We start from the raw sequence: 22,231 nt of genomic DNA, 5'->3' as shown, positions 1-22,231 counted from the left end.
GGGCGAGTGACTGACTATAAGAGTCGACCATTTATTCTTTGAAAGAATAATTACGGCACAGCTTATGCGATAAATGGCATCTCCTGGGTCCGGTGCAACGGATGACGGCGATGAGGTGGTCACCTCCAGGCAGGTCATGATGGTTGCCGAGGGCGGCGCCCATGAGCGTGGGGCTCCTCCTGCCCGCTCCCTGCTCCGGGCAGGGAGCGCCGTTGTCACCTGCCTCGATTTGGCCTCTCGACATGACAGATAAAAAAACGGGGCGAACCTAGTGGTTCGCCCCTGATGCTTTTTACGTCAACCCCGAGGGGTCAACCCTGTTTGTCTGATGCCGGCTCTGCGTCCTTCGGCGCCTGCCAGCCGCCACCGACGGCCTTGTAGAGGGCGACCTGGTTACTCAGCTGGGCGAGCCGGGTGCTGATGAGCCCCTGCTTGGCGCTGAACAGGGAGCGCTGGGCATCGAGGCGGGTCAGGTAGCTGTCCACCCCTTGCTCGTAACGCACCTCCGCCAGCCTGAAGTAGGTCTGATTGGCATCCACCAGCGCCTGCTGCGCCTGCAGCTGCTGCGCGTAGTCAGCCTGGGCACCTAGGGTGTCCGCGACCTCCTTGAAGGCGGTCTGGATGCTCTTCTCATAGCTCGCCACCGCCTGCCTGGTCCCCACCTCGGCCACGTCCAGATCCGCAACGCGCTTGCCGCCATCGAAGATGGGCAGATTGATCTGGGGCATGAAGGTCCAGGTGCCGGTGCCGCCGTCAAACAGACCACTCAGCTGGTTACTGGCGGTGCCCGCCGTCGCGGTGAGCGAGATGGTCGGGAAGAAGGCGGCGCGGGCCGCCCCTATGTTGGCGTTGGCCGCCTTCAGGTTGTGCTCCGCCGCCAGGATGTCCGGGCGTTGCTGCAACAGGCTGGAGGGAGCCCCCACCGGGATCGGCGCCAGTTTCACCTCGGCCAGGGTGGCCGGTTGTGCCGCCAGCACCGGGATATCGGTGCCAAGCAGCAGGGCCAGACCGTTTCTGTCCTGCTTCACCAGACGCTGGTATTGCGCCTGGCTGACCTTGGCGTTTTCCAGTGCCGTGCGCCCCTGGGCCAGCTCCATCTCGGAGGCGGCGCCCAGGCGGTATTTGTGCTCGGTCAGGGCATAGCTCTCCTGCTCGGTGGCGAGGGTCGCCTGGCTCAGGGCCAGCAACTCCTGATCCGCCAGCAGGGTGAAGTAGGCATTGGCCACCGAGGCCACCAGCGCAATCTGGGTGCTGCGCTGGGTCTCGATTTGCGCCAGATAGGTCTCAAGGGCCTGATCTTTCAGGCTCTGGATCCGGCCAAACAGATCCAGCTCATAGGCGGTGATGCCGATGTTGGCGCCGTACTGGCTGCTGATGGTGCCCTGCCCCGTACTACTGAGATCGTCGGATCCCTGCTGGCGGGTGCCGCTGCCACTGGCGGCCAGGGTCGGCAACTGGGCCGCCCGCTGGATACGGTATTTCGCCTCGTAGGCCTCGACGTTGAGGGCTGCCAGGCGCAGATCCCGGTTGCTCTCAAGGGCGGTGCCGATCAGCGTCTGCAGGGCCGGGTCCTGGAACTGCTGGCGCCAGGGGGCAAGTTCCCCCTTGGCGGCCAGGTCAGCTTGCCAGGAGGCGCCTTGGGGCAGCTCGGGGCGCTGGTAGTCGGGGGCCATGGAGCAGCCCCCCATCATCAGGGTCACGCCCAGGGCGATCAGGGTCTTAGTCATGGTTGATCTCCTTGGTGTGGACACTCTCTTCCCCGGCATGCTTGCGTTCGGTGAAATAGCGCATCACCAGCACAAAGAACAGCGGCACGAAGAAGATGGCGAGCACGGTGGCACTGATCATCCCCCCCATCACGCCGGTCCCGATGGCGTTTCGGCTGCTGGCGCCCGCCCCGGTGCTGATCACCAGGGGCAGTACCCCCAGGATGAAGGCGAGCGAGGTCATCAGGATGGGGCGCAGGCGCTGACGCGAGGCCTCCACCACCGCATCCCCGAGCCTCATCCCCTTGTCGTGCAGCTCCTTGGCGAACTCGACGATGAGGATGGCGTTCTTGGCCGACAGCCCGATCGTGGTGAGCAGGCCCACCTGGAAGTAGACGTCATTCTCAAGCCCGCGCAGGGTCGCGGCCAAAATGGCCCCCAGCACCCCGAGCGGCACCACCAGCATGACCGAGAACGGAATGCTCCAGCTCTCGTAGAGGGCCGCCAGACAGAGGAAGACCACCAGGAGCGAGATGGCGTACAGGGCCGGCGCCTGGGAGCCTGCCTGACGTTCCTGGAAGGAGAGGCCGGTCCACTCGATGCCGATCCCTTCCGGCAACTGTTTCACCATCTCCTCGATGGCCGCCATGGCATCACCCGTACTCTTGCCAGGGGCCGCCTCACCGACGATCTCCATGGCGGAGACACCGTTGTAGCGCTCAAGACGGGGCGAGCCGAAGCTCCACTCCGTGCTGGCAAAGGCGGAGAAGGGCACCATCTGGCCCGCGCTGTTGCGCACGTACCACAGCTTCAGATCTTCCGGGTTCATCCGGAAAGGGGCATCCGCCTGCAGATAGACCTTCTTGACCCGGCCTCTGTCGACGAAGTCGTTCACATAGGAGGAGCCCCAGGCCGCCGACAGGGTGTTGTTGATGTCGGTGATGGAGAGCCCCTGGGCCAGCGCCTTCTCGTAATCGATCTTGATGTCGAGCTGGGGCGTGTCTTCCATCCCATTCGGGCGTACCCGCACCAGGTTGGGATCCTGCGCCGCCATGCCGAGCAACTGGTTGCGCGCCTGCATCAGCTTCTCGTGACCCAGACCACCGCGATCCTGCAGGAAGAAGTCGAAGCCGGTGGCCGTGCCGAGTTCCGGAATGGGGGGCAGGTTGAAGGCGAAGACCTGGGCTTCCTTGATGCTGAACAGGAACCCCATGGCGCGGCCGATGATGGCATTGGCACTGCGCTCTTCTCCCTTGCGCTCGCTCCAGTCCTTTAGCTTGATGAAGGCCATGCCACTGTTCTGACCGCTACCGGCGAAGCTGAAGCCCGCCACCGTCAGCACGGAGTCCACGTTCTCCTTCTCGTTCTCGAGGAAGTAGTCGCGCATCTCCCCGAGCACCACCTCGGTCCGCTCCTTGGTCGCCCCCACCGGGAGCTGCACCATGGACATGATGACCCCCTGATCCTCTTCCGGCAGGAAGGAGGTGGGCATGCGCATGAAGAGCACCGCCAGCACCGCCAGCATGGCCAGATAGATGATGCCGTAGCGGGTGCCCTGCTTGATCACCTTGCGCACGCCGTTCTGGTAACGGTTGGCGTTGGTGTCGAAGAAGCGGTTGAACCAGCCGAAGAAACCGCGCTGGGCGCCGAATTCACCGTGCTTCATGGGTTTGAGCAGGGTGGCGCACAGGGCCGGGGTCAGGATCAAGGCCACCAGCACCGAGAGCACCATGGCCGAGACGATGGTGAGGGAGAACTGGCGATAGATGGCACCGGTAGAGCCACCGAAGAAGGCCATGGGCACGAACACCGCCGACAGCACCAGGGCGATGCCCACCAGGGCGCCGGTGATCTGGGTCATGGACTTGCGGGTCGCCTCGAGGGGGGAGAGATCCTCCTCGCTCATCAGACGCTCCACGTTCTCCACCACCACGATGGCGTCATCCACCAAGAGGCCGATGGCGAGCACCAGACCGAACATGGTCAGGGTGTTGATGGAGAAGCCGAAGGCCGCCATCACCCCGAAGGTGCCGAGCAGGACCACGGGCACCGCGATGGTCGGAATCAGGGTTGCCCGGAAGTTCTGCAAGAACAGATACATGACGCAGAAGACCAGGAAGATCGCCTCGATCAGGGTCTGCACCACCTCCTCGATGGAGATCTTCACGAACGGCGTGGTGTCGTAGGGATAGACGATCTCCATGTTGGCCGGGAAGTACTCGGAGAGTTCACCCAGCTTGGTCCGCACGTGCTCGGCGGTGTCCAGGGCGTTGGCACCGGTCGCCAGCTTGATGGCGACGGCGGCGGTGGCCTGGCCGTTGTAGAGCGCGGTCGCGTCGTAGTTTTCACCGGCAAGCTCGACCCGGGCCACGTCCTTGAGCTGGACCTTGGAGCCGTCCTGGTTCACCCGCAGCAGGATGTTGTTGAACTCCTCCACGGTGGAGAGCCGGGTCTGGCCCATGATGGTGGCGGTAAATTGCTGATCGCTCACCGCAGGGGTCCCCCCCAGCTTGCCGAAGGCAACCTGGGCGTTCTGGGCCTTGATGGCGGCCTGAATGTCGGCCGGGGTCATCTGCACCCGGTTGAGCTTGTGGGGATCGAGCCAGACGCGCATGGAGTACTGGCTGCCGAACAAGGTGATGTCACCGACCCCGTCCAGACGGCTCAGGGGCTCCTTGATGTTGGCTACCACATAGTCCGCCAGGTCATCGTTGGTCATGGCGCCATCGGTGGAGATGAAGGCGGCCACCATCAGGAAGCTGCTGGAGGTCTTCTGGACCCGCACGCCCTGTTGCTGCACCTCTTGGGGCAGGAGCGACATGGCCTGTTGCAGCTTGTTTTGCACCTGCACCTGGGCGATGTCGGGATCCGTGCCCGGCTTGAAGGTGAGGGTCACGCTGACGTTCCCTGACGAGTCCGATTGCGCCGACATGTAGAGCAGGTGATCCAGCCCGGTCATGTTCTGCTCGATGATCTGGGTCACCGAGTCTTCCACCGTCTTGGCGGAGGCCCCCGGGTAGCTGGCGGAGATGCCAACCGCCGGCGGGGCGATGGTCGGGTACTGGGCCACCGGCAGGCCGATGATGGCCATGGCCCCGGCCAGCATGATCACCAGGGCGATCACCCAGGCGAAAATGGGTCTATCTATGAAAAAACGTGCCATGAGGCGACTACTCCATCCTACTGCTTGGTTGCCGGGGTCTGTTGTGCGCTGTTGCCGGCACGTTCAGTGGGCGCCACCACGACCCCGGGTTTGACTTTCTGCAGACCGGCGACGATCACCTTCTCGCCAGCCTTGAGACCGGACTCCACCACCCAGCTGTCGCCGGACATGCGGCCGACCTGCACTTCACGCAGTTCCACCTTGTTGTCCGCCGTCACCACCATGACGGTGGCACCGCCCTTGGGGGTACGGGTCACGGCAGTCTGGGGCACCAGCAGGCCTTGCGGGCGCTCGCCCTCCTGCAGGGTGGCGCGCATGAACATGCCGGGCAGCAGCAGTTGATCCGGGTTGGGTACGATCACCCGCAGGGTCACCATGCCGGTCGCCTCGTCCACGGTCACGTCGGAGAACTGGAGGGCTCCTTTCTCGCCATACTGGCTGCCATCTTCCAGCTGGAAGCTGACACCGGCCCCGTCCTTCTCCCCCTGGGTCAGCTTGCCCTCGGCCACCAGGCGCTTGAGGCGCAGCAGGTCGGCGGTGGACTGGCGCACGTCCACGTACATGGGATCGAGCTGGGAGATGGAGGTGAGGCTGTCCGCCTGCTGGGCGGTGACCAGGGCACCCTCGGTCACCGCCGACTTGCCGATGCGGCCGCTGATGGGGGCCGTGATGCGGGTGTAGGCCAGGTTGATGTTGGCGGTCTGCAATGCGGCCTTGGCGGCCCCGATCTCGGCCAGCTGCTGTTTCCAGGCCGCGTCGGCGTCGTCATACTCCTGGCTGCTGATGGCTTTCACCTTCACCAGCTCGGCGTAGCGCTGGGCCTTGAGGCGGGCGCTGCGCTCGTTGGCCTCGGCCTTGGCGAGGTTGGCCTTGGCGGAAGCCACTTCGGCCTGATAGACGGCGGGATCAATCTGATAGAGCAGCTGACCGGCCTTGACGTCGCTCCCCTCGGTGAACAGGCGCTTGAGGATGATGCCGTTCACCTGGGGACGCACCTCGGCCACCCGCAGGGGGGCGGTGCGGCCGGTGAGCTCGGACAACAGTTGCAGGGGGGCCGTATGGAGGGTGACCACGTCCACGGCGGCGGGAGGCATCTCCCCCATGGCCTGCTGGGCCCCGTCCTTGTCACCACAGCCAGCCAGCAGGCTGCTTGCCAGCAAGGCAAGGCCGACCGAACGTGCGAGAATATGTTTATGCATCAAGTCTCTGAACCTCAGTTTCAATCAAAAAGAAGTGACAAAACCACAGGGTTTATAAGGCCCCTGTTGGTAAAACGGCGAAGATGAGGCAATATACATACATTCATGAATGTATGTAAGAAACTTTTTTCACTTTTAAACAGGACCGGAGTCAATGGCCAGACGCACCAAAGAAGAGGCGCAGCAAACCCGCTGCAACATCATGAGCACGGCCCTGGATCTCTTCTGCCAACAGGGGCTGGCACGCACCAGCCTGACCGATATCGCCAAGGCGACGGACCTCACCCGGGGCGCCATCTACTGGCACTTCAAGAATAAAGAAGAGCTGTTCGTCACCCTGTGGGAGGAGCTGTGTGCCCCCCTCTCCCATCAGCTCGATGCCTGCGTCGACGAGGCGGAGCCGGATCCCCTGGGCAAGCTGCGCAGCTTTCTCAAGGAGGTGATGCTCAAGATCAGCACCGAGCCCGCCCACCAGCAGATGTTCACCATCATGTTCAATCTGGAATCCATGGAGGGAGAGGCCGCCGTCATGCGCGAGCACATGCACCTGCAATCCATGAATTTCTTCCGGGATCTGGAGATCACCCTGGCCAATGCCGTGCACCGCGGCCAACTGCCCGAGGGGCTGGATCTGCGCCGCGCCGCCACCCTGCTCCACTGCACTCTGGACGGCTACATCATCAACTGGCTGCACTTCCCGGATCGCATCGATCTGATTGAGGAGTCGGACTTCCTCCTCGATACCCTGTTCACCCTCATCGCGAGCCCCACCCTTCGCCGCCACCCCTGAGTCGGCAAGACGCGCCGCCCCCGCCAATGCTCAACAGCCGGGGGCAAACCTGCTAGAGTAACGCCCCCCCACCACGATGAGCCCGACACCCTTGCCACACGCCCCCGCGCCGGCGCACGACGCCGCCCCTCGCCCCGCCCTCGTGGCAGGCGCCCATGCCCCCTTCCTGGCCCTGCTGGGCAACGGCCGTCATCTGCTGGAGGCCGGTTGCGGGGCAGGAGAGGATCTGCGCCTCTTTCGCCAGCAAGGCCTCACCGTGACCGCCTTCGATGCGAGCCGGGCGCAGGCCGCTGCCGCCTCGCGCCTGTGCGGTCAGCCGGTGCGAGTCTGCCGCGTCGAGCAGATGCAAAGCGTCGTTCCCTATGACGGCATCTGGGCCAGCGGCTCCCTCCCCTGTCTGCCCGAGCACGAGATAGCCCCGGCGCTCGGTCATCTGGCCACCCTGCTCAAGGCCGGGGGCCCCCTCTACGCCTCCTTCCCCCACGGGAAGGGCGAACCGCTGCCACGGTCGGGGGAATATCCCCTGCAGACCCGGCTCGACGAGGCGGGACTGCGACGCCTGATCGCTCCCCTCCCCTTCACCCTGCACCATGGCTGGGTGGGGGAAGATGAAGTGAACGGCCCCTGGCTGCACGCCTTGCTGGTGCGGCGCTGATCCGCGAAAGCCCCCGGGGACAGTGACACCTCACGGCATTCAGCCCGTTAACAATATTTAACCCTGAGTTAACCACCATAAAGCAGACAAGATGCGGTGTTTGTGTTAAAAAGCGGCATTAAAATCAAAATTAAATAACAAATCAGACACCAACACCTGGATTCCCCCATGAAACTCGTTCTCAATCTGGTTGCCGGTATCCTCGCCGGCCTGCTGCTCGGTCTCTATGCCCCCGAATGGGTCGCCCGCGTGCTGTTCACCGCCAAGACGGTGATAGGCCAGCTCATCACCTTCACCATCCCGCTCATCATCCTCTTCTTCATCATGAGCGGCATCGCCAGCCTGCCGAAGCACTCCGGCAAGCTGCTGGGCAAGACGGTGGGGCTCTCCTACTGCTCCACCATACTGGCGGGCCTGTTCGCCTTCACCGTGGCAAGCCACCTGATCCCGCACCTGACCACGGCCGCCGAGCCCACCGCCGAGGCTGCCACCAAGCTCGCTTCCTACATCAACCTCGAGATCCCGCCCCTGTTCGGGGTGATGTCGGCACTGGCCGCCGCCTTCGTGTTCGGCATCGGCATCAGCGCCACCCAGGCCACCGACCTGCGCCGGGTCGCCGATCAGGGCCGTGACATCATCGACCGCCTGCTGGCACGCGTGATCATTCCCCTGCTCCCCTTCTACATCGCCGGCGTCTTCGTCGAGATGACGGTGGAAGGCACCGTCTTCGCCACCCTCAAGACCTTCGGAGTGGTGCTGGTGATGGCCATCGTCATGCACTGGATCTGGCTCTGCGTCCTGTTCGTCGGCACCGGCCTCGCTCAGGGGCGCTCCCCCGTCATGCTCATCAAGAACATGCTGCCCGCCTACTTCACCGCCCTTGGCACCATGTCCAGCGCCGCCACCATTCCGGTGGCCCTGCAAGCCAGCAAGCGCAACGGCGTGAGCGACGGCATCGCCAACTTCACCGTGCCCCTGTGCGCCACCATCCACCTGTGCGGCTCCACCATCACCCTGGTGACCTGCGCCACGGCGGTGATGTTCCTCTCCGAACACCTGGCCATTCCGGGCTACGGCACCATGGTGCCCTTCATCATGATGCTGGGCGTCATCATGATTGCCGCGCCGGGCGCACCGGGTGGCGGTGTCATGTCCGCGCTCGGCCTGCTCACTTCCATGCTCGGCTTCGGTGAGGCCTCCATCGCCCTGATGATCGCCCTCTACCTGGCCCAGGACAGCTTCGGCACCGCCTGCAACGTCACCGGTGACGGCGTCATCGCCCTGTGGGCCGATCGTTTCGCCCGGGGCGAGCCAGCACTCAGCACCGAGCAGGACGCAGCCTGATAGCGCAGGCAATAAAAAACGGGAGCCATCGGCTCCCGTTTTTTATTGGTGCAAGAGGGCGTCTCAGCCCCGGCGACGGATCACCCCTTCCTGCATGGTGCTCGCCACCAATACCCCATCCCGGGTGAAGAACTGGCCGCGCACCAGACCCCGACCGCCGCTGGCGCTCGGGCTGTCCACCACGTAGAGCAGCCAGTCGTCCAGCCGGAACTCCCGGTGGAACCACATGGAGTGATCGATGGTGGCCACCTGCATGTCCGGCTCCCAGTAGGAGACCCCGTGGGGCTGCAGGGCGGCGAACAGGAAGTGGAAGTCGGAGGCATAGGCCAGCAGGTAGTTGTGGACCCGCTGATCATCCGGCACCGGGCCATTGGCCTTGAACCAGGTGTAGCGAAGGGGCTCGTGAACATCCGGGCGGATGGGGTCCACCAGGGTCACGGGGCGAATTTCGATGGGCTTCTCGCACAGGATCTTGTCCCGCAGGGCCGCCGGGATCATCTGCTCGTAGGGACGCACCAGCTCCAGCTCGCTCTTGAGCTGCTCCGGGGGCGTGATGCCGGCCGGCATCTTCGCCTGGTGCTCGAAGCCCTCGGCCTCCACCTGGAAGGAGGCGTTGAGGTAGAAGATGGGCTTGCCATTCTGGATGGCCTTGACCCGGCGGGTGGAGACGGTCTGGCCGTCGCGGATGTTCTCCACGTCGTAGACGATGGGCTTGTTGGCATCCCCGGGGCGCAGGAAGTAGGAGTGGAAACTGTGGACCTGGCGGTCGCTTGCCACCGTCTGCTTGGCGGCTGACAAGGCCTGCCCCATCACCTGTCCGCCAAACACGGATCGCAACCCGAGATCCTGGCTCTGGCCCCGAAACAGGCCCTCCTCGATCTTTTCGAGCGCCAGCAGTGCCAGCAGCTCATCCAGTACCTTGCTCATTGGTTTCTCCTGTATCAGTGCGGGAAAGGCTAACAAGCCCGTCCCGGCAGGGCAACCTTCCTGGCGCGCATCCCGGCCGCAACCCCCTCCCGGCCTCCCCCTTCAAAAGGGGGAGGAGCATGAGCTCTCCAACCCACACAGAGGCAACTCTGGCCCCCTCCCCTGGCAAGGGGAGGGCTGGGGTGGGGTCAGACGTGATCAAGCCATGCCCGAATAGATACAACCACTCCGGGTAGATTTTGCATCACCTCCCTGTTGCTAAATCTCAGTACCGTCAACGACAGGGCCGCCATATAGGCATCCCGTTGCTTGTCATGGCTCAAGCCTCGCTCGTCGAAATGGCTGTCACCATCGACCTCTATCACCAATAACCGCTCGGGACAGTAAAAGTCGGCAATGTATGGGCCAATGCCTTGTTGACGGCGAAACTTGACTCCCAGTTGCCCAGCCCGAAGCACCTGCCACAATCGCCGTTCGGGCTCTGTCGGATTGCCTCTTTGTTCACGTCGTTTATCCAGCGTGGCCTCACGGTTGAAAATACGGACGGGCCTCTCGCTCATGGCTGTGCTCCTTTGGCTACAAACTATTTCAGCGTAAACCACAGCCACCCCCTCCCGGCCTCCCCCTCTCTGAGGGGGAGGAGCCTGTCTGGCCCTTTCTCTCCCCTGTGCGATTCAGTCTCAAGGAGCCCGGCGGGAACAGGCAACAAAAAGCCCGCACCATAAGGTGCGGGCTTGGGTTGTTCCGGGCCGACAGGGCGACGGCTTACTTGCTGCCGGTGCCGGAGTTGCGGGTGGAGGAGGTCGGCTTGCGACGGGCGGTGGTGCTGCGCGCGCGCGGCTCCTTGCCCTGCATCTCCTTGTGGCGCTTGACGGCGCGACGGATCTGGGCGGCCTGCTTGTGGCGACCGGCCTTGCCGTCCTGCTGCAGATCCACCTTGGACTCGGTCTCGTTCGGCAGATTCACCAGGCCGCGCAGGTAGTTCACCTCGGGGAGTTTCAGCTCCTGCCAGCCGCCGCGGGGGATGCCGCGATCCAGCTTGACGTCGCCGTAGCGGATACGCATCAGGCGGCTCACCTGCACTTCCTGGGATTCCCACAGGCGGCGCACTTCCCGGTTGCGGCCCTCGGTCAGGGTGACGTTGAACCACTGGTTCAGCCCCTCGCCACCGGCGGGCTTGATCTTGTTGAACTTGGCCATGCCGTCTTCCAGCTGCACGCCCTTGCGCAGGCGCTGCAACATGGCTTCGGTGATCTCGCCAAAGACCCGCACCGCGTATTCCCGCTCCACTTCGTGGCTCGGGTGCATCAGGCGGTTCGCCAGCTCGCCGTCGGTGGTGAACAGCAAGAGACCGGAGGTGTTGACGTCGAGGCGGCCGACCGCTATCCAGCGGGCGCCATCCATCTTGGGCAGACGATCAAACACGGTGGGACGTCCTTCCGGATCGTGGCGGGTGCACATCTCCCCTTCGGGCTTGTGGTAGGCCAGCACGCGGCAGATCACTTCCTCTGCGGCGCGGGTCTTGACCTGGTGGCCATCCACCCGGATCACGGCGTTCACTTCGACGCGATCCCCCAGCGTGGCGATCTTGCCATCCACGCTGACCCGACCTGCGGTGATCAGGGCCTCCATCTCACGACGGGAGCCTTGACCCGCGCGGGCCAATACTTTTTGCAGTTTTTCACTCATCGGGTTTACCTGATTGTTGATCGCTGCCCGCCGACATCGCGGACAACCTTGGCTCTTGTGGGACGGCCCCGTTGGCCTCCCCACCATGTTCATGCTCAGCACGGCCTGCCAGAGGCTGACCGTCACCGCCCTCGCCCGGCATGAGCGACAAGGGGGCCTGCAGCTCAGGATCCAGCTCGGGGAGCTGCTCCAGGCTCTGCAGGTTGAAATAGTCCAGAAATTCACGGGTGGTGGCGAGCAGCTCGGGGCGACCCGCCACCTCCTTGTGGCCGATGCTGCGCACCCAGCCACGCTCCTTGAGGGTGTTGACGATCTGGCTCGACACAGCCACCCCGCGGATGGCTTCTATCTCCGCCCGGGTGATGGGCTGACGATAGGCAATCAGCGTCAGCGTCTCCATCACGGCGCGGGAATAACGGGGAGCCCGCTCGCTCCACAGGCGCGACAGCTCCTCGGCATACTCCTGGCGGGCCTGGAAACGCCAGCCGGAGGCCACCTCTTTGAGCTCGACCCCCCGCTCGCTGTAATCCTGTCTGAGCTCTGCCAGCAGCAACTGGACATAGCGGCCGGTGACCGGGTAGTCCGAGAGCACGCTGCCCTTGATTTCGCTCACCGTGAGGGGACGCCCCGCCACGAAGATCGCCGCCTCGATCAGGGTCTTCAATCGTTCAGCAGGCAGCGCCACGGTGGACCTCCCGGGTCCACGCCCCTGGCGCAGCCCCTCGCTCAGTGTAGATGCTCATGCTCCTCCCCTTTCCCCTGACTGGCCAGGGCAAAATGGATGGGCCCCAGAGGCTCCGCCTGCAAGATCCAGATCAATTGTTCCTTGCACAGCTCCAGCAGGGCCAGGAAGGTCACCAGCACCCCCATGCGCCCCTCCTCGGCTCGCAGCACCTGCTCCAGGCGCAGGGTCTGGCCCAGGGAGAGCATGGCGAGGATCTCCGCCATCCGTACCCGGGTCGGGATCTGCTCGCGGCGGATCTGGTGATGTTCAAAATGAGTCGCGCGTTTTACCACACTTTGCATGTAAAGGGCGAGTTCAACCAGAGAAACATCGGGCGCCAATGGCTTCAAGGCACCAAAATCCGGCGCCATGGCGGCGGCGACGAAGATCTCCCGCTCCACCCTCGGCAGGGCATTGACCCGCTCCGCCCCCAGCTTGTAGCGCTCGTACTCCTGCAGGCGACGAATGAGGGTGACGCGGGGGTCTTCTCCCTCCTCCTCGTCTTCCAGCTCCGGGGCCTTGGGCAGCAGCAGGCGGGACTTTATCTCCGCGAGCCAGGCCGCCATCAGCAGGTATTCCGCCGCCAGCTCGAGGTTGAGCCCCTGCATCAGATCCACGTACTCCATGTACTGGGCGGTGATCTGCAGGATGGGCAGGTTGAGGATGTCGAGCTGCTGGCGCCGGATGAGGTAGAGCAAGAGATCCAGCGGCCCCTCGAAGGTGTCGAGAAACACCTCCAACGCATCAGGGGGGATGAACAAGTCCTGGGGCAGCTCATGATAGGGCTGCCCCAGCACGGTGGCGATGGGCGGGGGAAGGGAAGCCTCCCCCGTCGTGCCCGCGGGGGTTGTCAGCGCGGGCACGGGGTCGGCAAGATCACTCAAACGGCGTCGGATCCCCGGCACCGCGGCGACGCAGCACGGGCTCGTCGTCGGAGAAGTCCACCACAGTGGTGGGCTGCTCGCCCAGATACCCGCCGTTGACCACCAGATCCAGCTGCTTGCCGAGCTTGTCGGCAATCTCCTCGGGGTCGAACTCCGCCATCTCGGAGCCCGGCAGGATCAGGGTGGTGGAGAGCAGCGGCTCACCGAGGGCCTCAAGCAAGGCCAGCGCGATGTTGTTGGCCGGGACCCGGATACCGATGGTCTTCTTCTTCTCGTTCATGAGGCGACGCGGCACCTCCTTGGTGGCCTTGAAGATGAAGGTGTAGGGTCCGGGGGTGTTGTTCTTGACCAGCCGGAAGGCGGTGTTGTCCACCTTGGCATAGGTGGAGATCTCCGAGAGATCACGGCACACCAGGGTGAAGTCGTGGTTCGGCTCGATGCGACGGATGCGGCAGATGCGCTCCAGGGCATCCTTGTTGCCCATCTGGCAGCCCAGGGCGTAGCCGGAGTCGGTGGGATAGACGATGACGCCGCCGTTTTGCAGGATCTGCACCGCCTGGCTGATGAGGCGAACCTGGGGATTGTCGGGATGTACGTAAAAATGCTGACTCATATGCTCTTCTCGCGATAGGGGGCACGCTCGTTGCCCGCTTCATGGTCAAGGGCCCCTTGGCCCATGACACTACCTTAACCTGTTTGACGCAGACTCGCCTGCATCAAAGATGCCGGCCCGGGGGGTCAGCGGCTGGCCAGCAGGCCCGCATGCTCCTCGGGGGTGAGCCCGAAATGACCGGGGTGACCGAGCCACAGCGGCATCCCCTCCTTGGGGAGCCAGAGGTGGCGGCCAAGCTCGGTCCAGTTGGAGGGGAAGTGAAAATCGGACCCCACCGAAATATAGAGATCGTGCTCCCTGGCCCACTGGCCGAGATTCGCCCGCTCCTGGGGGCTCTGCTGGGGCAGGGAGACCTCCATGGCATCCCCCCCGACGGCCTTGAAGGCCACCAGCAGCCGCTTGATCCACTTGGCGGTGAGATTGTAGCGGCTCGGGTGAGCCAGCACCGCCAGCCCGCCTGCGGCGTGGATGGCCTCGATGGCCTCCCCCATCCCGGGCCACTCGGCGGGCACATAGCCCTTGTTGCCCCGGCTCAGGTACTTCTTGAACACCTTCTGCATATTGTCGGCCACCCCGCGCGCCACCAGCACCCGGGCAAAGTGGGCCCGGGTCACGGCGGCGTCACCGGCAAGCTGCTTGGCCTCTTCATAGGTGCCCGGGATGAGGCACTTCTCCAGACGACGCCCGATCTCCTCGGCGCGCGCCTCCCGGCGAGCCCGCTGCCCTGCCAGAAAGGCGAGCAACTGGGGATTTTTCTCGTCCACCCCGAGGGCCACGATGTGGATCTCGTGATGCTCCCACCCGGTGGAGATCTCCACCCCGCTCACCAGGCGCAGTGGCAACTGGTCGGCCAAGATGGTCTGGCGCACCTCCTCAAGCCCGTCGAGGGTATCGTGGTCAGTGACCGCTAACACCTCCACCCCTTTTTCGGCGGCGCGGCGCACCAGGTCGGCGGGGCTCAGCACCCCGTCCGAGGCGGTGGTGTGGCAATGAAGATCGAATCTCATCGGCGTGTTTCGCTCTTGTTTGGGACCTGCCTGGAAAAGGCCGGCAAAAAAGCGACTTGACTTGGCCGCGGCTTTATCGTTTTCTGTAGGCACTTCATTGCAAACATCTTTTTACAGGACTCAATCTCATGCAAGCGACTTCCATCCTGACCATCTGGTGGTGGCACACTCCCTGACATGCGGGCGTGTGGTCGTTGCTGTACCTGTAATCTGACAGCAAGTTAAGAACCCAAAGAAAAAGCCCGCTGACCCCAGCGGGCTTTTTTATTATCCGGCAAATGGACCTGTGATGAAACCGACAATTCAGAGAAGCACACTGACATGGCGATGGCGAACTCGCTGACGTGACCCGAACCCGACCCATTTTCAAGAGAGACAGCGCCATGACCATCGGTGACACACAACACATGCAAGGGAAGGCATTATGACAGGCAACAAGACCCGTTTGCCCCTGGGCGAATTCGATACCATCCGGCTCAATGCCCCCTATGTGACAGACCCCCTGGCACTCTATACTCGACTCTGCCAGGACAGACCCAACAACCTGCTGCTCGAATCGGTGGAGATCGACTCCAAGGCCGGTACCCAGAGCCTGCTGCTGGTGGATGCCTGCCTGCGCATCGAGTGCCGCGGCCGCGCCGTGCAGGTGCGCCCCCTCGGCGACAACGGCGCCGCCCTGCTGCGCCTGCTGGAGCAGCGCCTGCCCGCCGTCATCACCCAGACCCGGGTGGCGGACGAGCTGCACCTCGACTTCCCGGCGTCCGATCGGGAGCTTGACGAAGACAGCCGCCTCAAGGGCAGCAGCGTGCTGGACGTGCTGCGCACCCTGCAGCGGGAGCTGCAATGCCAGCAGGGCAAAGAGGCCCTCTTCATGGCGGGCAGCTTCGCCTACGACCTCATCGCCTCCTTTGAAGACTTGCCCGAGGTGCCAGAGGGGAGCAACGACTGCCCTGACTACTGCTTCTATGTGGCCGAGACCCTGATCACCATCGACCACATCAAGCAGAGTACCCAGTTGCTGGCCTGCCTGTTCGGCGGCGAAGAGGATGAGCAGCTGGACGCGCGCTACGCCCGCCTGACCGCTCGCCTCGAGTCCTTCAAGCAGGCCTGTCAGCAGCCGCTGCCTGCGCCGCAGGGCTCGGCGCCGCTGACCGGCGTCCTGGCCGTCGACAAGGGGGACAAGCAGTTCTGCGCCGAGGTCGAGAAGCTCAAGGGCTTCATCCGCCGTGGTGACATCTTCCAGGTGGTGCCGTCCCGCAGCTTCTCCCTCCCCTGCCCGGATCCCGTCGCCGCCTATCGCCGCCTCAAGCAGACCAACCCCAGCCCCTACATGTTCTACGTGCAGGACGAGGGCTTCACCCTGTTTGGCGCCTCCCCCGAGAGCGCGGTCAAGTTCTGCGCCAACAGCCGCCAGGTGGAGATGTACCCCATCGCCGGCACCCGCCGCCGTGGCCTCAACCCGGACGGCAGCATCAACCTGGATCTGGACGGCCGCATCGAGCTGGAGCTGCGCCAGGACGAGAAAGAGGTGGCCGAGCACCTGATGCTGGTGGATCTGGGTCGCAACGACATCGCCCGCATCTCCGCCCCCGGTACCCGCTACGTCAAGGATCTGCTGAAAGTGGATCGCTACAGCCACGTCATGCACCTGGTCTCCCGGGTGGTGGGCACCCTTCGCGCCGACCTTGACGCCCTGCACGCCTACCAGGCCTGCATGAACATGGGCACCCTGACCGGTGCCCCCAAGCTGCGCGCCAGCGAGCTTATCCGCATGGTGGAAGGCAAGCGTCGCGGCAGCTACGGCGGCGCCGTGGGTTACCTGAACGGCGCGGGGGAGATGGACACCTGCATCGTCATCCGCTCCGCCTTCGTGAAAGAGGGGGTAGCCCATGTCCAGGCCGGCGCCGGGGTGGTCTATGACTCCAAACCCCAGGCCGAGGCGGACGAGACCCGTGCCAAGGCGGCGGCCGTGCTGGCCGCCATCGCTGCCAGCCATGGCACCTCCCTGCAGGCCCTCAGCGCCCAGCAGGAACAACACAAGGACGTGAGCCATGACTAACATCTTCCTGCTCGACAACTTCGACTCGTTTACCTACAACCTCGTCGACCAGTTCCGCACCCTGGGCTACCCGGTGCGCATCTACCGCAACAGCCTGCAGGCGAGCCGCATCATGAGTGAGATCGACGCCTGCGAAGGGGACGCCGTCCTGGTGCTCTCCCCGGGGCCGGGCGCGCCCCATGAGGCGGGCTGCCTCATCGACCTCATCAAGCTGGCCCGGGGCCGGGTGCCCATCCTCGGCATCTGCCTCGGTCATCAGGCCCTGTGCGAAGCCTACGGCGGCACCGTCGGGGCGGCGGGGGAAATCGTCCACGGCAAGCGCTCCCTCATCGAGCACAACGGCCATGGCGCCTTCGCGGGGCTGCCGAGCCCCTTGCCGGTGGCCCGCTACCACTCCCTGGTGGCCACCTATGTGCCACAAGAGTTGCAGGTGATTGCCCACTATCAGGGCATGCCCATGGCCATCGAGCAGCGTGACGAGCGGGTGCTGGGCTTCCAGTTCCACCCGGAATCCATCATGACCAGCGAAGGGGCCCGCCTGCTCACCCAGGCCCTCGCCCATGTCACCCGTCCAGAAAGCCACGTGCGGTAAGGAAGAGACCATGCATCAACATCTCAACACCCTCTATCAGGGTCAGTCTCTCACCCGCGACGCCGCCCGCGACGCCTTCGGCCAGGTGGTTCGTGGTGAAGTGGATCCCATCGTGCTCGCGAGCCTTTTGACCGCCCTCAAGATCAAGGGGGAGACCCCGGAGGAGATCGCCGGCGCCGCCGAGGCGCTGTTGGCCGAAGCCCGCGACTTCCCGCGCCCGGACTATGCCTTCTGCGACATCGTCGGCACCGGGGGAGACGGCCTCAACACCATCAACGTCTCCACCACCTCGGCCCTGGTGGCCGCCGCCTGCGGCCTGAAAGTGGCCAAGCACGGCAACCGCTCGGTCTCGAGTAAGTCGGGGTCGAGCGATCTGCTCGATAAAATGGGCATCAAGCTCGACATGAGCCCGGCCCAGGCCCGCCGCTGCCTGGACGAGCTCGGGGTCTGCTTCCTGTTCGCCCCCCAGTACCACGCCGGGGTGCGCCACGCCATGCCGGTGCGTCAGGCCTTGAAAACCAGGACGCTATTCAACGTCTTGGGGCCGCTTATCAACCCCGCCCGCCCCAGCTATCAGCTGATGGGGGTCTATGCCCCCGAGCTGGTGCGCCCCATCGCCGAAACCCTGCTGGCACTCGGCCTGAAAACCGGTATGGTGGTGCACGGCGCCGGTCTCGACGAGATTGCCATCCACGGCCCGACCCAGGTGGCGGAGATCCGCGACGGCGAAATTCGCGAGTACTTGCTCACCCCGGCGGACTTTGGCCTCGACACCTACCCGGTCAGCGCCATCCAGGGCGGTGAGCCCGAGGAGAACCGCGCCATCACCGCCGCCATCCTGGAAGGGCGCGGCAGCCCGGCCCACAACGCCGCCATCGCCGCCAACGTGGCGCCGCTCCTGGTCATGGCGGGCGAGGCCCCGGACTTTCGGCAGGCCGCCGCCCGGGTGCTGGCGGTGCTGGCAAGCGGCCAGGCCGCCCTCCTCGCCCGGGATCTCGCCACCCTGAGCCATCAGGAGGCATGATGTCAGCCACCACCACAGCGTGCCCCAGGGGCACTCACCCAGAACGCCCGACGGGCAACAGCCAGCTTCGCAAGGATAACGAGATGTCAGATGTCATTGCTCCCCACGCCTTTCTGAACATGGCCTCCATCAGCCAGACCATTCTCGGCAAGATCGTGGCGGCCAAGCAGGAGTGGGTCGCCGCCCGCAAGGAGAGCCAGCCCCTGGCGAGCTTCCAGGACGCGCTCACCCCGAGCGATCGGGACTTCGAGGGGGATCTGCGCCAAGGCTCCACCCGCTTCATTCTGGAGTGCAAGAAGGCCTCCCCCTCCAAGGGCTTGATCCGCAACGACTTCAGCCCGGAGGCCATCGCCGACATCTATGGCCACTACGCCACCGCCATCTCGGTGCTGACGGACGAGAAGTTCTTCCAGGGGGATTTCGCCTTCCTGCCCCGGGTACGGGGCCGCGTCCAGCAGCCGGTGCTCTGCAAGGACTTCATGATTGACCCCTATCAGGTCTATCTGGCCCGCCACTATCAGGCGGACGCCATCCTCCTGATGCTCTCCGTGCTCACCGACGAGGGGTATCGCGCCCTGTTCAAAGTGGCGAAAGAATTGGGCCTCGGAGTGCTCACCGAGGTGAGCAACGAGGAGGAGCTGACCCGCGCCATCGACCTCGGCGCCCCGGTGATTGGCATCAACAACCGGGATCTGCGGGATTTGAGCGTCGATCTCGCCCGCACCCGGCAGCTGGCGGCCAGGATCCCGGGGGATCGGGTGGTGATCAGCGAATCCGGCATCAACCACCGCGCCCAGGTGGCGGCCCTGCGCCACCACGCCAAGGGCTTCCTGGTGGGCTCTTCCCTCATGGCGGAGCCGGATCTGGAGGCCGCGGTGCGCAAGCTCGTGCTCGGCCAGAACAAGGTGTGCGGCCTGACTCGTCCCGAGCACGCCGCCGCCGCCCATCAGGCGGGCGCCGTGTTCGGCGGCCTTATCTTTGTGGCGAAAAGCCCGCGCTACGTGGACATTCCCGCCGCCCGCGCCGTGATGGCGGGTGCGCCGCTCTCTTACGTCGGGGTGTTTCGCAATGCCCAGCCCGCCACCATCGCCAAGACGGTGGATGCGCTGGGGCTCGCCGCCGTGCAACTGCACGGGGATGAAGATGCCGCCTATGTCGAGGCACTGCGCGCGCTGCTGCCGGCAGGCTGCCAGATCTGGAAAGCGGTTGGAGTCACAAGTGGCGAGCCCCTGCCCGCCCTCGACTACCCGGCGGATCGCCTGCTGCTGGATACGAAAGTCGGCAGCCAGAGCGGCGGCACCGGTCAGGCGTTCGACTGGACTCTGCTGGCCGGGCTCGACAAGAGCAAACTGATGCTGGCAGGGGGGCTCAACCCCGACAACGCCCTCGAGGCCGCCCGGGTGGGCTGTGTGGGCCTTGATTTCAACTCCGGGGTGGAGAGTGCCCCGGGCAGGAAGGATGCCCACAAGCTGGCGGCCGCCTTTGGTGCCCTGCGCCAACTGTGAGCGCCCCGTGACTCATTCAACGAATTAATGAACTGCGTTTGCCCATAAGCACAAGGAATAATGTATGACCCTGCTCAATCCGTTTTTCGGTGAATTTGGTGGTATGTATGTGCCCCAGATCCTCATCCCCGCCCTGCTCCAGCTGGAGAAGGCCTTTGTCGATGCCAAGGATGATCCGGCCTTCGTCGCCGAGTTTCAGGCGCTCCTGACCGAGTACGCCGGTCGCCCGACACCGCTCACCCTCACCCGCAATTTGACCAAGGGCACCAAGACCCGCCTCTACCTCAAGCGTGAAGATCTGCTGCACGGCGGCGCCCACAAGACCAACCAGGTGCTGGGTCAGGCCCTGCTTGCCAAGCGCATGGGCAAGCACGAGATCATCGCCGAGACCGGCGCCGGTCAGCACGGCGTCGCCACTGCCCTGGCTTGTGCCCTGCTCGGCCTCAAGTGCCGGGTCTATATGGGCGCCAAGGATTGCGAGCGCCAGAAGCCCAACGTATTTCGCATGAAGCTGATGGGCGCCACCGTCATCCCGGTGCACTCCGGCTCCAGCACCCTCAAAGATGCCTGCAACGAGGCACTGCGCGACTGGGCTGCCAACTATGAAACCGCCCACTACCTGCTCGGTACCGCCGCCGGCCCCCACCCCTTCCCCACTATCGTGCGGGAGTTCCAGAAGATGATCGGGGAAGAGGCCAAGGCCCAGTGCTTCGAGAAGGAGGAGCGCCTGCCGGATGCGGTGATCGCCTGCGTCGGCGGCGGCTCGAATGCCATCGGCATGTTTGCGGACTTTATCGACAACCCTGAAGTGCGCCTTATCGGGGTCGAACCCGGTGGTCACGGCATCGAGAGCGGCGAGCACGGCGCGCCGCTGGGTCACGGCAGCAAGGGGGTCTTCTTTGGCATGCACTCCTTCCTGATGCAGGACAACCAGGGCCAGATCCAGGAGTCCTACTCCGTCTCGGCGGGGCTGGACTTCCCCTCCGTCGGCCCCCAGCACGCCCACCTGGCCGCCATCGGCCGCGCCGAGTACCCCTCGGTGACCGACAAGGAGGCACTGGACGCCTTCCAGGAGCTGGCCAAATCCGAAGGGATCATCCCGGCGCTGGAGTCCTCTCACGCCCTGGCTCATGCCCTCAAGATGGCCCGCAGTGAACCGGAAAAAGAGCAGGTGCTCATCGTCAACCTCTCCGGCCGTGGCGACAAAGACATCTTCACCGTTGCCGACATCTTTGAAAAAGAAGGAACCTTGTCATGAACCGTTACGCTCAACTCTTCTCCCGTCTGGACAAGGCCAATCAGGGCGCCTTCGTGCCCTTCGTGATGCTGGGTGACCCCACCCCCGAACTGTCCCTGGCCATCGTCGATGCCCTGGTCCAAGGGGGCGCCGACGCCCTCGAGCTCGGTATTCCCTTCTCCGATCCGGTGGCGGACGGCCCCACCATTCAGGGTGCCGCCCTGCGTGCCTTTGCCAGCCACACCACCCCGGACGACTGCTTCGGCCTGCTCGCCCGCATCCGCGCCAAGTACCCGCAGCTCCCCATTGGCCTCCTGGTCTACGCGAACCTGGTCTATGTGCGCCACATCGACGGCTTCTACGAGAAGTGCCAGCAGGCGGGGGTGGATTCGGTGCTGGTGGCCGACGTGCCGGTGCAGATGTGCGCCCCCTACAAGGCGGCGGCCGACAAGTTCGGCATCGACAGCATCTTTATCGCCCCGCCCAATGGCGACGCCGAAACCCTGAAGCAGGTGGCGGAGCTGGGTAACGGTTACACCTATCTGGTGAGCCGTGCTGGCGTGACCGGTGCCGAGACCAAGGCCGGCATGCCGGTGGAGGGCCTCATCAACTCCCTGCGCGAGTTCAACGCCCCCCCCGCCTTGCTCGGCTTTGGCATCAGCGAACCGGCCCAGGTACGCGATGCCATCAAGGCTGGCGCCGCCGGCGCCATCTCGGGTTCGGCAGTGGTGAAGATCATCGAGACCCACCACCAGAACCCGGAGCATATGCTCACCCGTCTGAAGGAGTTTGTGGAAGGGATGAAGGCCGCGACCAATCGATAAGGGGCGCACTGGCCACATGCCCTTGGCCGTGAATGGTCCGGCTGCGTATCCGCCTCAGCCATAATGATATCAGCGTACCAAAGGGAGCCTAACCGGCTCCCTTTCTATTTCGTATTTGTTATGATCATTAACATCGTTGTACCGTTTCTTGGGAAGGCAATAGGAGAAGAACGCGAATTCAACTTCGAAGTGCGACACTCGCCTATGCCGCCTGACGGTACTCTTCGAATACCTTGACAGGCTGCCTGAATCCGAGACATTTCCGAGGTCGTAGGTTGAGCCACTGCTC

General features: G+C 64.3%; 19 protein-coding genes. 9 read left to right on the top strand and 10 right to left on the bottom strand.

The genetic code is table 11. The annotated features are described in order from the left end of the window. Positions 1–311 precede the first annotated feature (311 nt). Genes PG896_RS10905 through PG896_RS10895 form a run of 3 tightly spaced genes read right to left on the bottom strand, consistent with a single transcriptional unit; the run spans position 312 to position 6,068 of the window. Entirely contained in the window at positions 312–1,727 is a 1,416-nt protein-coding gene (locus tag PG896_RS10905) for an efflux transporter outer membrane subunit (protein ID WP_043155092.1), read from the bottom strand. Then, the gene (locus tag PG896_RS10900; RefSeq protein WP_041213203.1) at positions 1,720–4,869 is read right to left on the bottom strand and encodes an efflux RND transporter permease subunit; all 3,150 of its coding nucleotides are present in this window, start codon (positions 4,867–4,869) and stop codon (positions 1,720–1,722) included. Before PG896_RS10900 ends, PG896_RS10905 begins: the two co-directional genes overlap by 8 nt. Positions 4,870–4,886: 17 nt before the next feature. Further along, positions 4,887–6,068, bottom strand: coding sequence for an efflux RND transporter periplasmic adaptor subunit (locus PG896_RS10895; protein ID WP_104453166.1), 1,182 nt, complete (start codon positions 6,066–6,068; stop codon positions 4,887–4,889). Between the two features lie 154 nt (positions 6,069–6,222). Between PG896_RS10895 and PG896_RS10890 the strand changes: the two genes are divergently transcribed. The 3 genes from PG896_RS10890 to PG896_RS10880 all read left to right on the top strand — a co-directional run bounded on the left by PG896_RS10890 (position 6,223) and on the right by PG896_RS10880 (position 8,857). Beyond that, entirely contained in the window at positions 6,223–6,858 is a 636-nt protein-coding gene (locus PG896_RS10890) for a TetR family transcriptional regulator (protein ID WP_045524073.1), read from the top strand. Between the two features lie 91 nt (positions 6,859–6,949). Then, positions 6,950–7,513 carry a class I SAM-dependent methyltransferase gene (locus PG896_RS10885; protein ID WP_223954481.1) on the top strand — a complete coding sequence of 188 codons (564 nt, stop codon included), beginning with the start codon at positions 6,950–6,952 and terminating at the stop codon, positions 7,511–7,513. Between the two features lie 168 nt (positions 7,514–7,681). Then, entirely contained in the window at positions 7,682–8,857 is a 1,176-nt protein-coding gene (locus PG896_RS10880; RefSeq protein ID WP_104454446.1) for a dicarboxylate/amino acid:cation symporter, read from the top strand. A 63-nt stretch (positions 8,858–8,920) separates the two neighbouring features. On the opposite strand, the gene tesB is transcribed toward PG896_RS10880, so the two are convergent. The 7 genes from tesB to rnm form a co-directional block, all read right to left on the bottom strand. Then, positions 8,921–9,784, bottom strand: coding sequence for an acyl-CoA thioesterase II (gene tesB, locus PG896_RS10875; protein ID WP_039039188.1), 864 nt, complete (start codon positions 9,782–9,784; stop codon positions 8,921–8,923). A 188-nt stretch (positions 9,785–9,972) separates the two neighbouring features. Continuing rightward, positions 9,973–10,344, bottom strand: coding sequence for an endonuclease domain-containing protein (locus PG896_RS10870; RefSeq protein WP_161470207.1), 372 nt, complete (start codon positions 10,342–10,344; stop codon positions 9,973–9,975). 205 nt (positions 10,345–10,549) lie between these two features. After that, positions 10,550–11,473, bottom strand: coding sequence for a 23S rRNA pseudouridine(2605) synthase RluB (gene rluB / locus PG896_RS10865; RefSeq protein WP_270835694.1), 924 nt, complete (start codon positions 11,471–11,473; stop codon positions 10,550–10,552). After that, positions 11,466–12,158: an SMC-Scp complex subunit ScpB gene (gene scpB / locus PG896_RS10860; RefSeq protein ID WP_043155571.1), complete on the bottom strand. Its 693-nt coding sequence runs from the start codon at positions 12,156–12,158 to the stop codon at positions 11,466–11,468. The genes rluB and scpB overlap by 8 nt, the downstream gene beginning before the upstream one ends. 41 nt (positions 12,159–12,199) lie before the next feature. After that, the gene (locus PG896_RS10855) at positions 12,200–13,081 is read right to left on the bottom strand and encodes a segregation and condensation protein A (protein ID WP_010673703.1); all 882 of its coding nucleotides are present in this window, start codon (positions 13,079–13,081) and stop codon (positions 12,200–12,202) included. Continuing rightward, complete coding sequence (locus PG896_RS10850; RefSeq protein WP_010673702.1) at positions 13,074–13,694, bottom strand: L-threonylcarbamoyladenylate synthase; 621 nt, start codon at positions 13,692–13,694, stop codon at positions 13,074–13,076. Before PG896_RS10850 ends, PG896_RS10855 begins: the two co-directional genes overlap by 8 nt. 125 nt (positions 13,695–13,819) lie before the next feature. Next, positions 13,820–14,701: an RNase RNM gene (rnm, locus tag PG896_RS10845; RefSeq protein ID WP_111896898.1), complete on the bottom strand. Its 882-nt coding sequence runs from the start codon at positions 14,699–14,701 to the stop codon at positions 13,820–13,822. Between the two features lie 424 nt (positions 14,702–15,125). Here rnm and PG896_RS10840 point away from each other — a divergent pair, with 424 nt between their 5' ends. The 6 genes from PG896_RS10840 (at position 15,126) to trpA (ending at position 21,942) form a co-directional block, all read left to right on the top strand. Next, the gene (locus PG896_RS10840; protein ID WP_103859105.1) at positions 15,126–16,760 is read left to right on the top strand and encodes an anthranilate synthase component 1; all 1,635 of its coding nucleotides are present in this window, start codon (positions 15,126–15,128) and stop codon (positions 16,758–16,760) included. After that, positions 16,753–17,352 (top strand): aminodeoxychorismate/anthranilate synthase component II, encoded by a 600-nt coding sequence (locus PG896_RS10835; RefSeq protein WP_069785302.1) that lies wholly within the window; start codon positions 16,753–16,755, stop codon positions 17,350–17,352. The genes PG896_RS10840 and PG896_RS10835 overlap by 8 nt, the downstream gene beginning before the upstream one ends. 10 nt (positions 17,353–17,362) lie before the next feature. Then, a complete protein-coding gene (gene trpD, locus PG896_RS10830; RefSeq protein ID WP_160837483.1) occupies positions 17,363–18,376 on the top strand; it encodes an anthranilate phosphoribosyltransferase in 1,014 nt (337 codons plus the stop codon). After that, positions 18,376–19,881 carry a bifunctional indole-3-glycerol-phosphate synthase TrpC/phosphoribosylanthranilate isomerase TrpF gene (gene trpCF, locus PG896_RS10825; protein WP_244812520.1) on the top strand — a complete coding sequence of 502 codons (1,506 nt, stop codon included), beginning with the start codon at positions 18,376–18,378 and terminating at the stop codon, positions 19,879–19,881. The genes trpD and trpCF overlap by 1 nt, the downstream gene beginning before the upstream one ends. A 64-nt stretch (positions 19,882–19,945) precedes the next feature. Further along, positions 19,946–21,139 (top strand): tryptophan synthase subunit beta, encoded by a 1,194-nt coding sequence (gene trpB / locus PG896_RS10820; protein ID WP_041213214.1) that lies wholly within the window; start codon positions 19,946–19,948, stop codon positions 21,137–21,139. Then, on the top strand, positions 21,136–21,942 hold the full coding sequence (gene trpA, locus PG896_RS10815) for a tryptophan synthase subunit alpha (protein WP_041213215.1): 807 nt from the start codon (positions 21,136–21,138) through the stop codon (positions 21,940–21,942). Before trpB ends, trpA begins: the two co-directional genes overlap by 4 nt. Positions 21,943–22,231: the final 289 nt, after the last annotated feature.

The organism is Aeromonas sp. QDB30 (genome assembly GCF_027707645.1).
Classification (GTDB): domain Bacteria; phylum Pseudomonadota; class Gammaproteobacteria; order Enterobacterales; family Aeromonadaceae; genus Aeromonas; species Aeromonas caviae.
The sequence above is the reverse complement of the archived record's forward strand: the minus strand, read 5'-3'. Positions and strand labels throughout refer to the sequence as shown.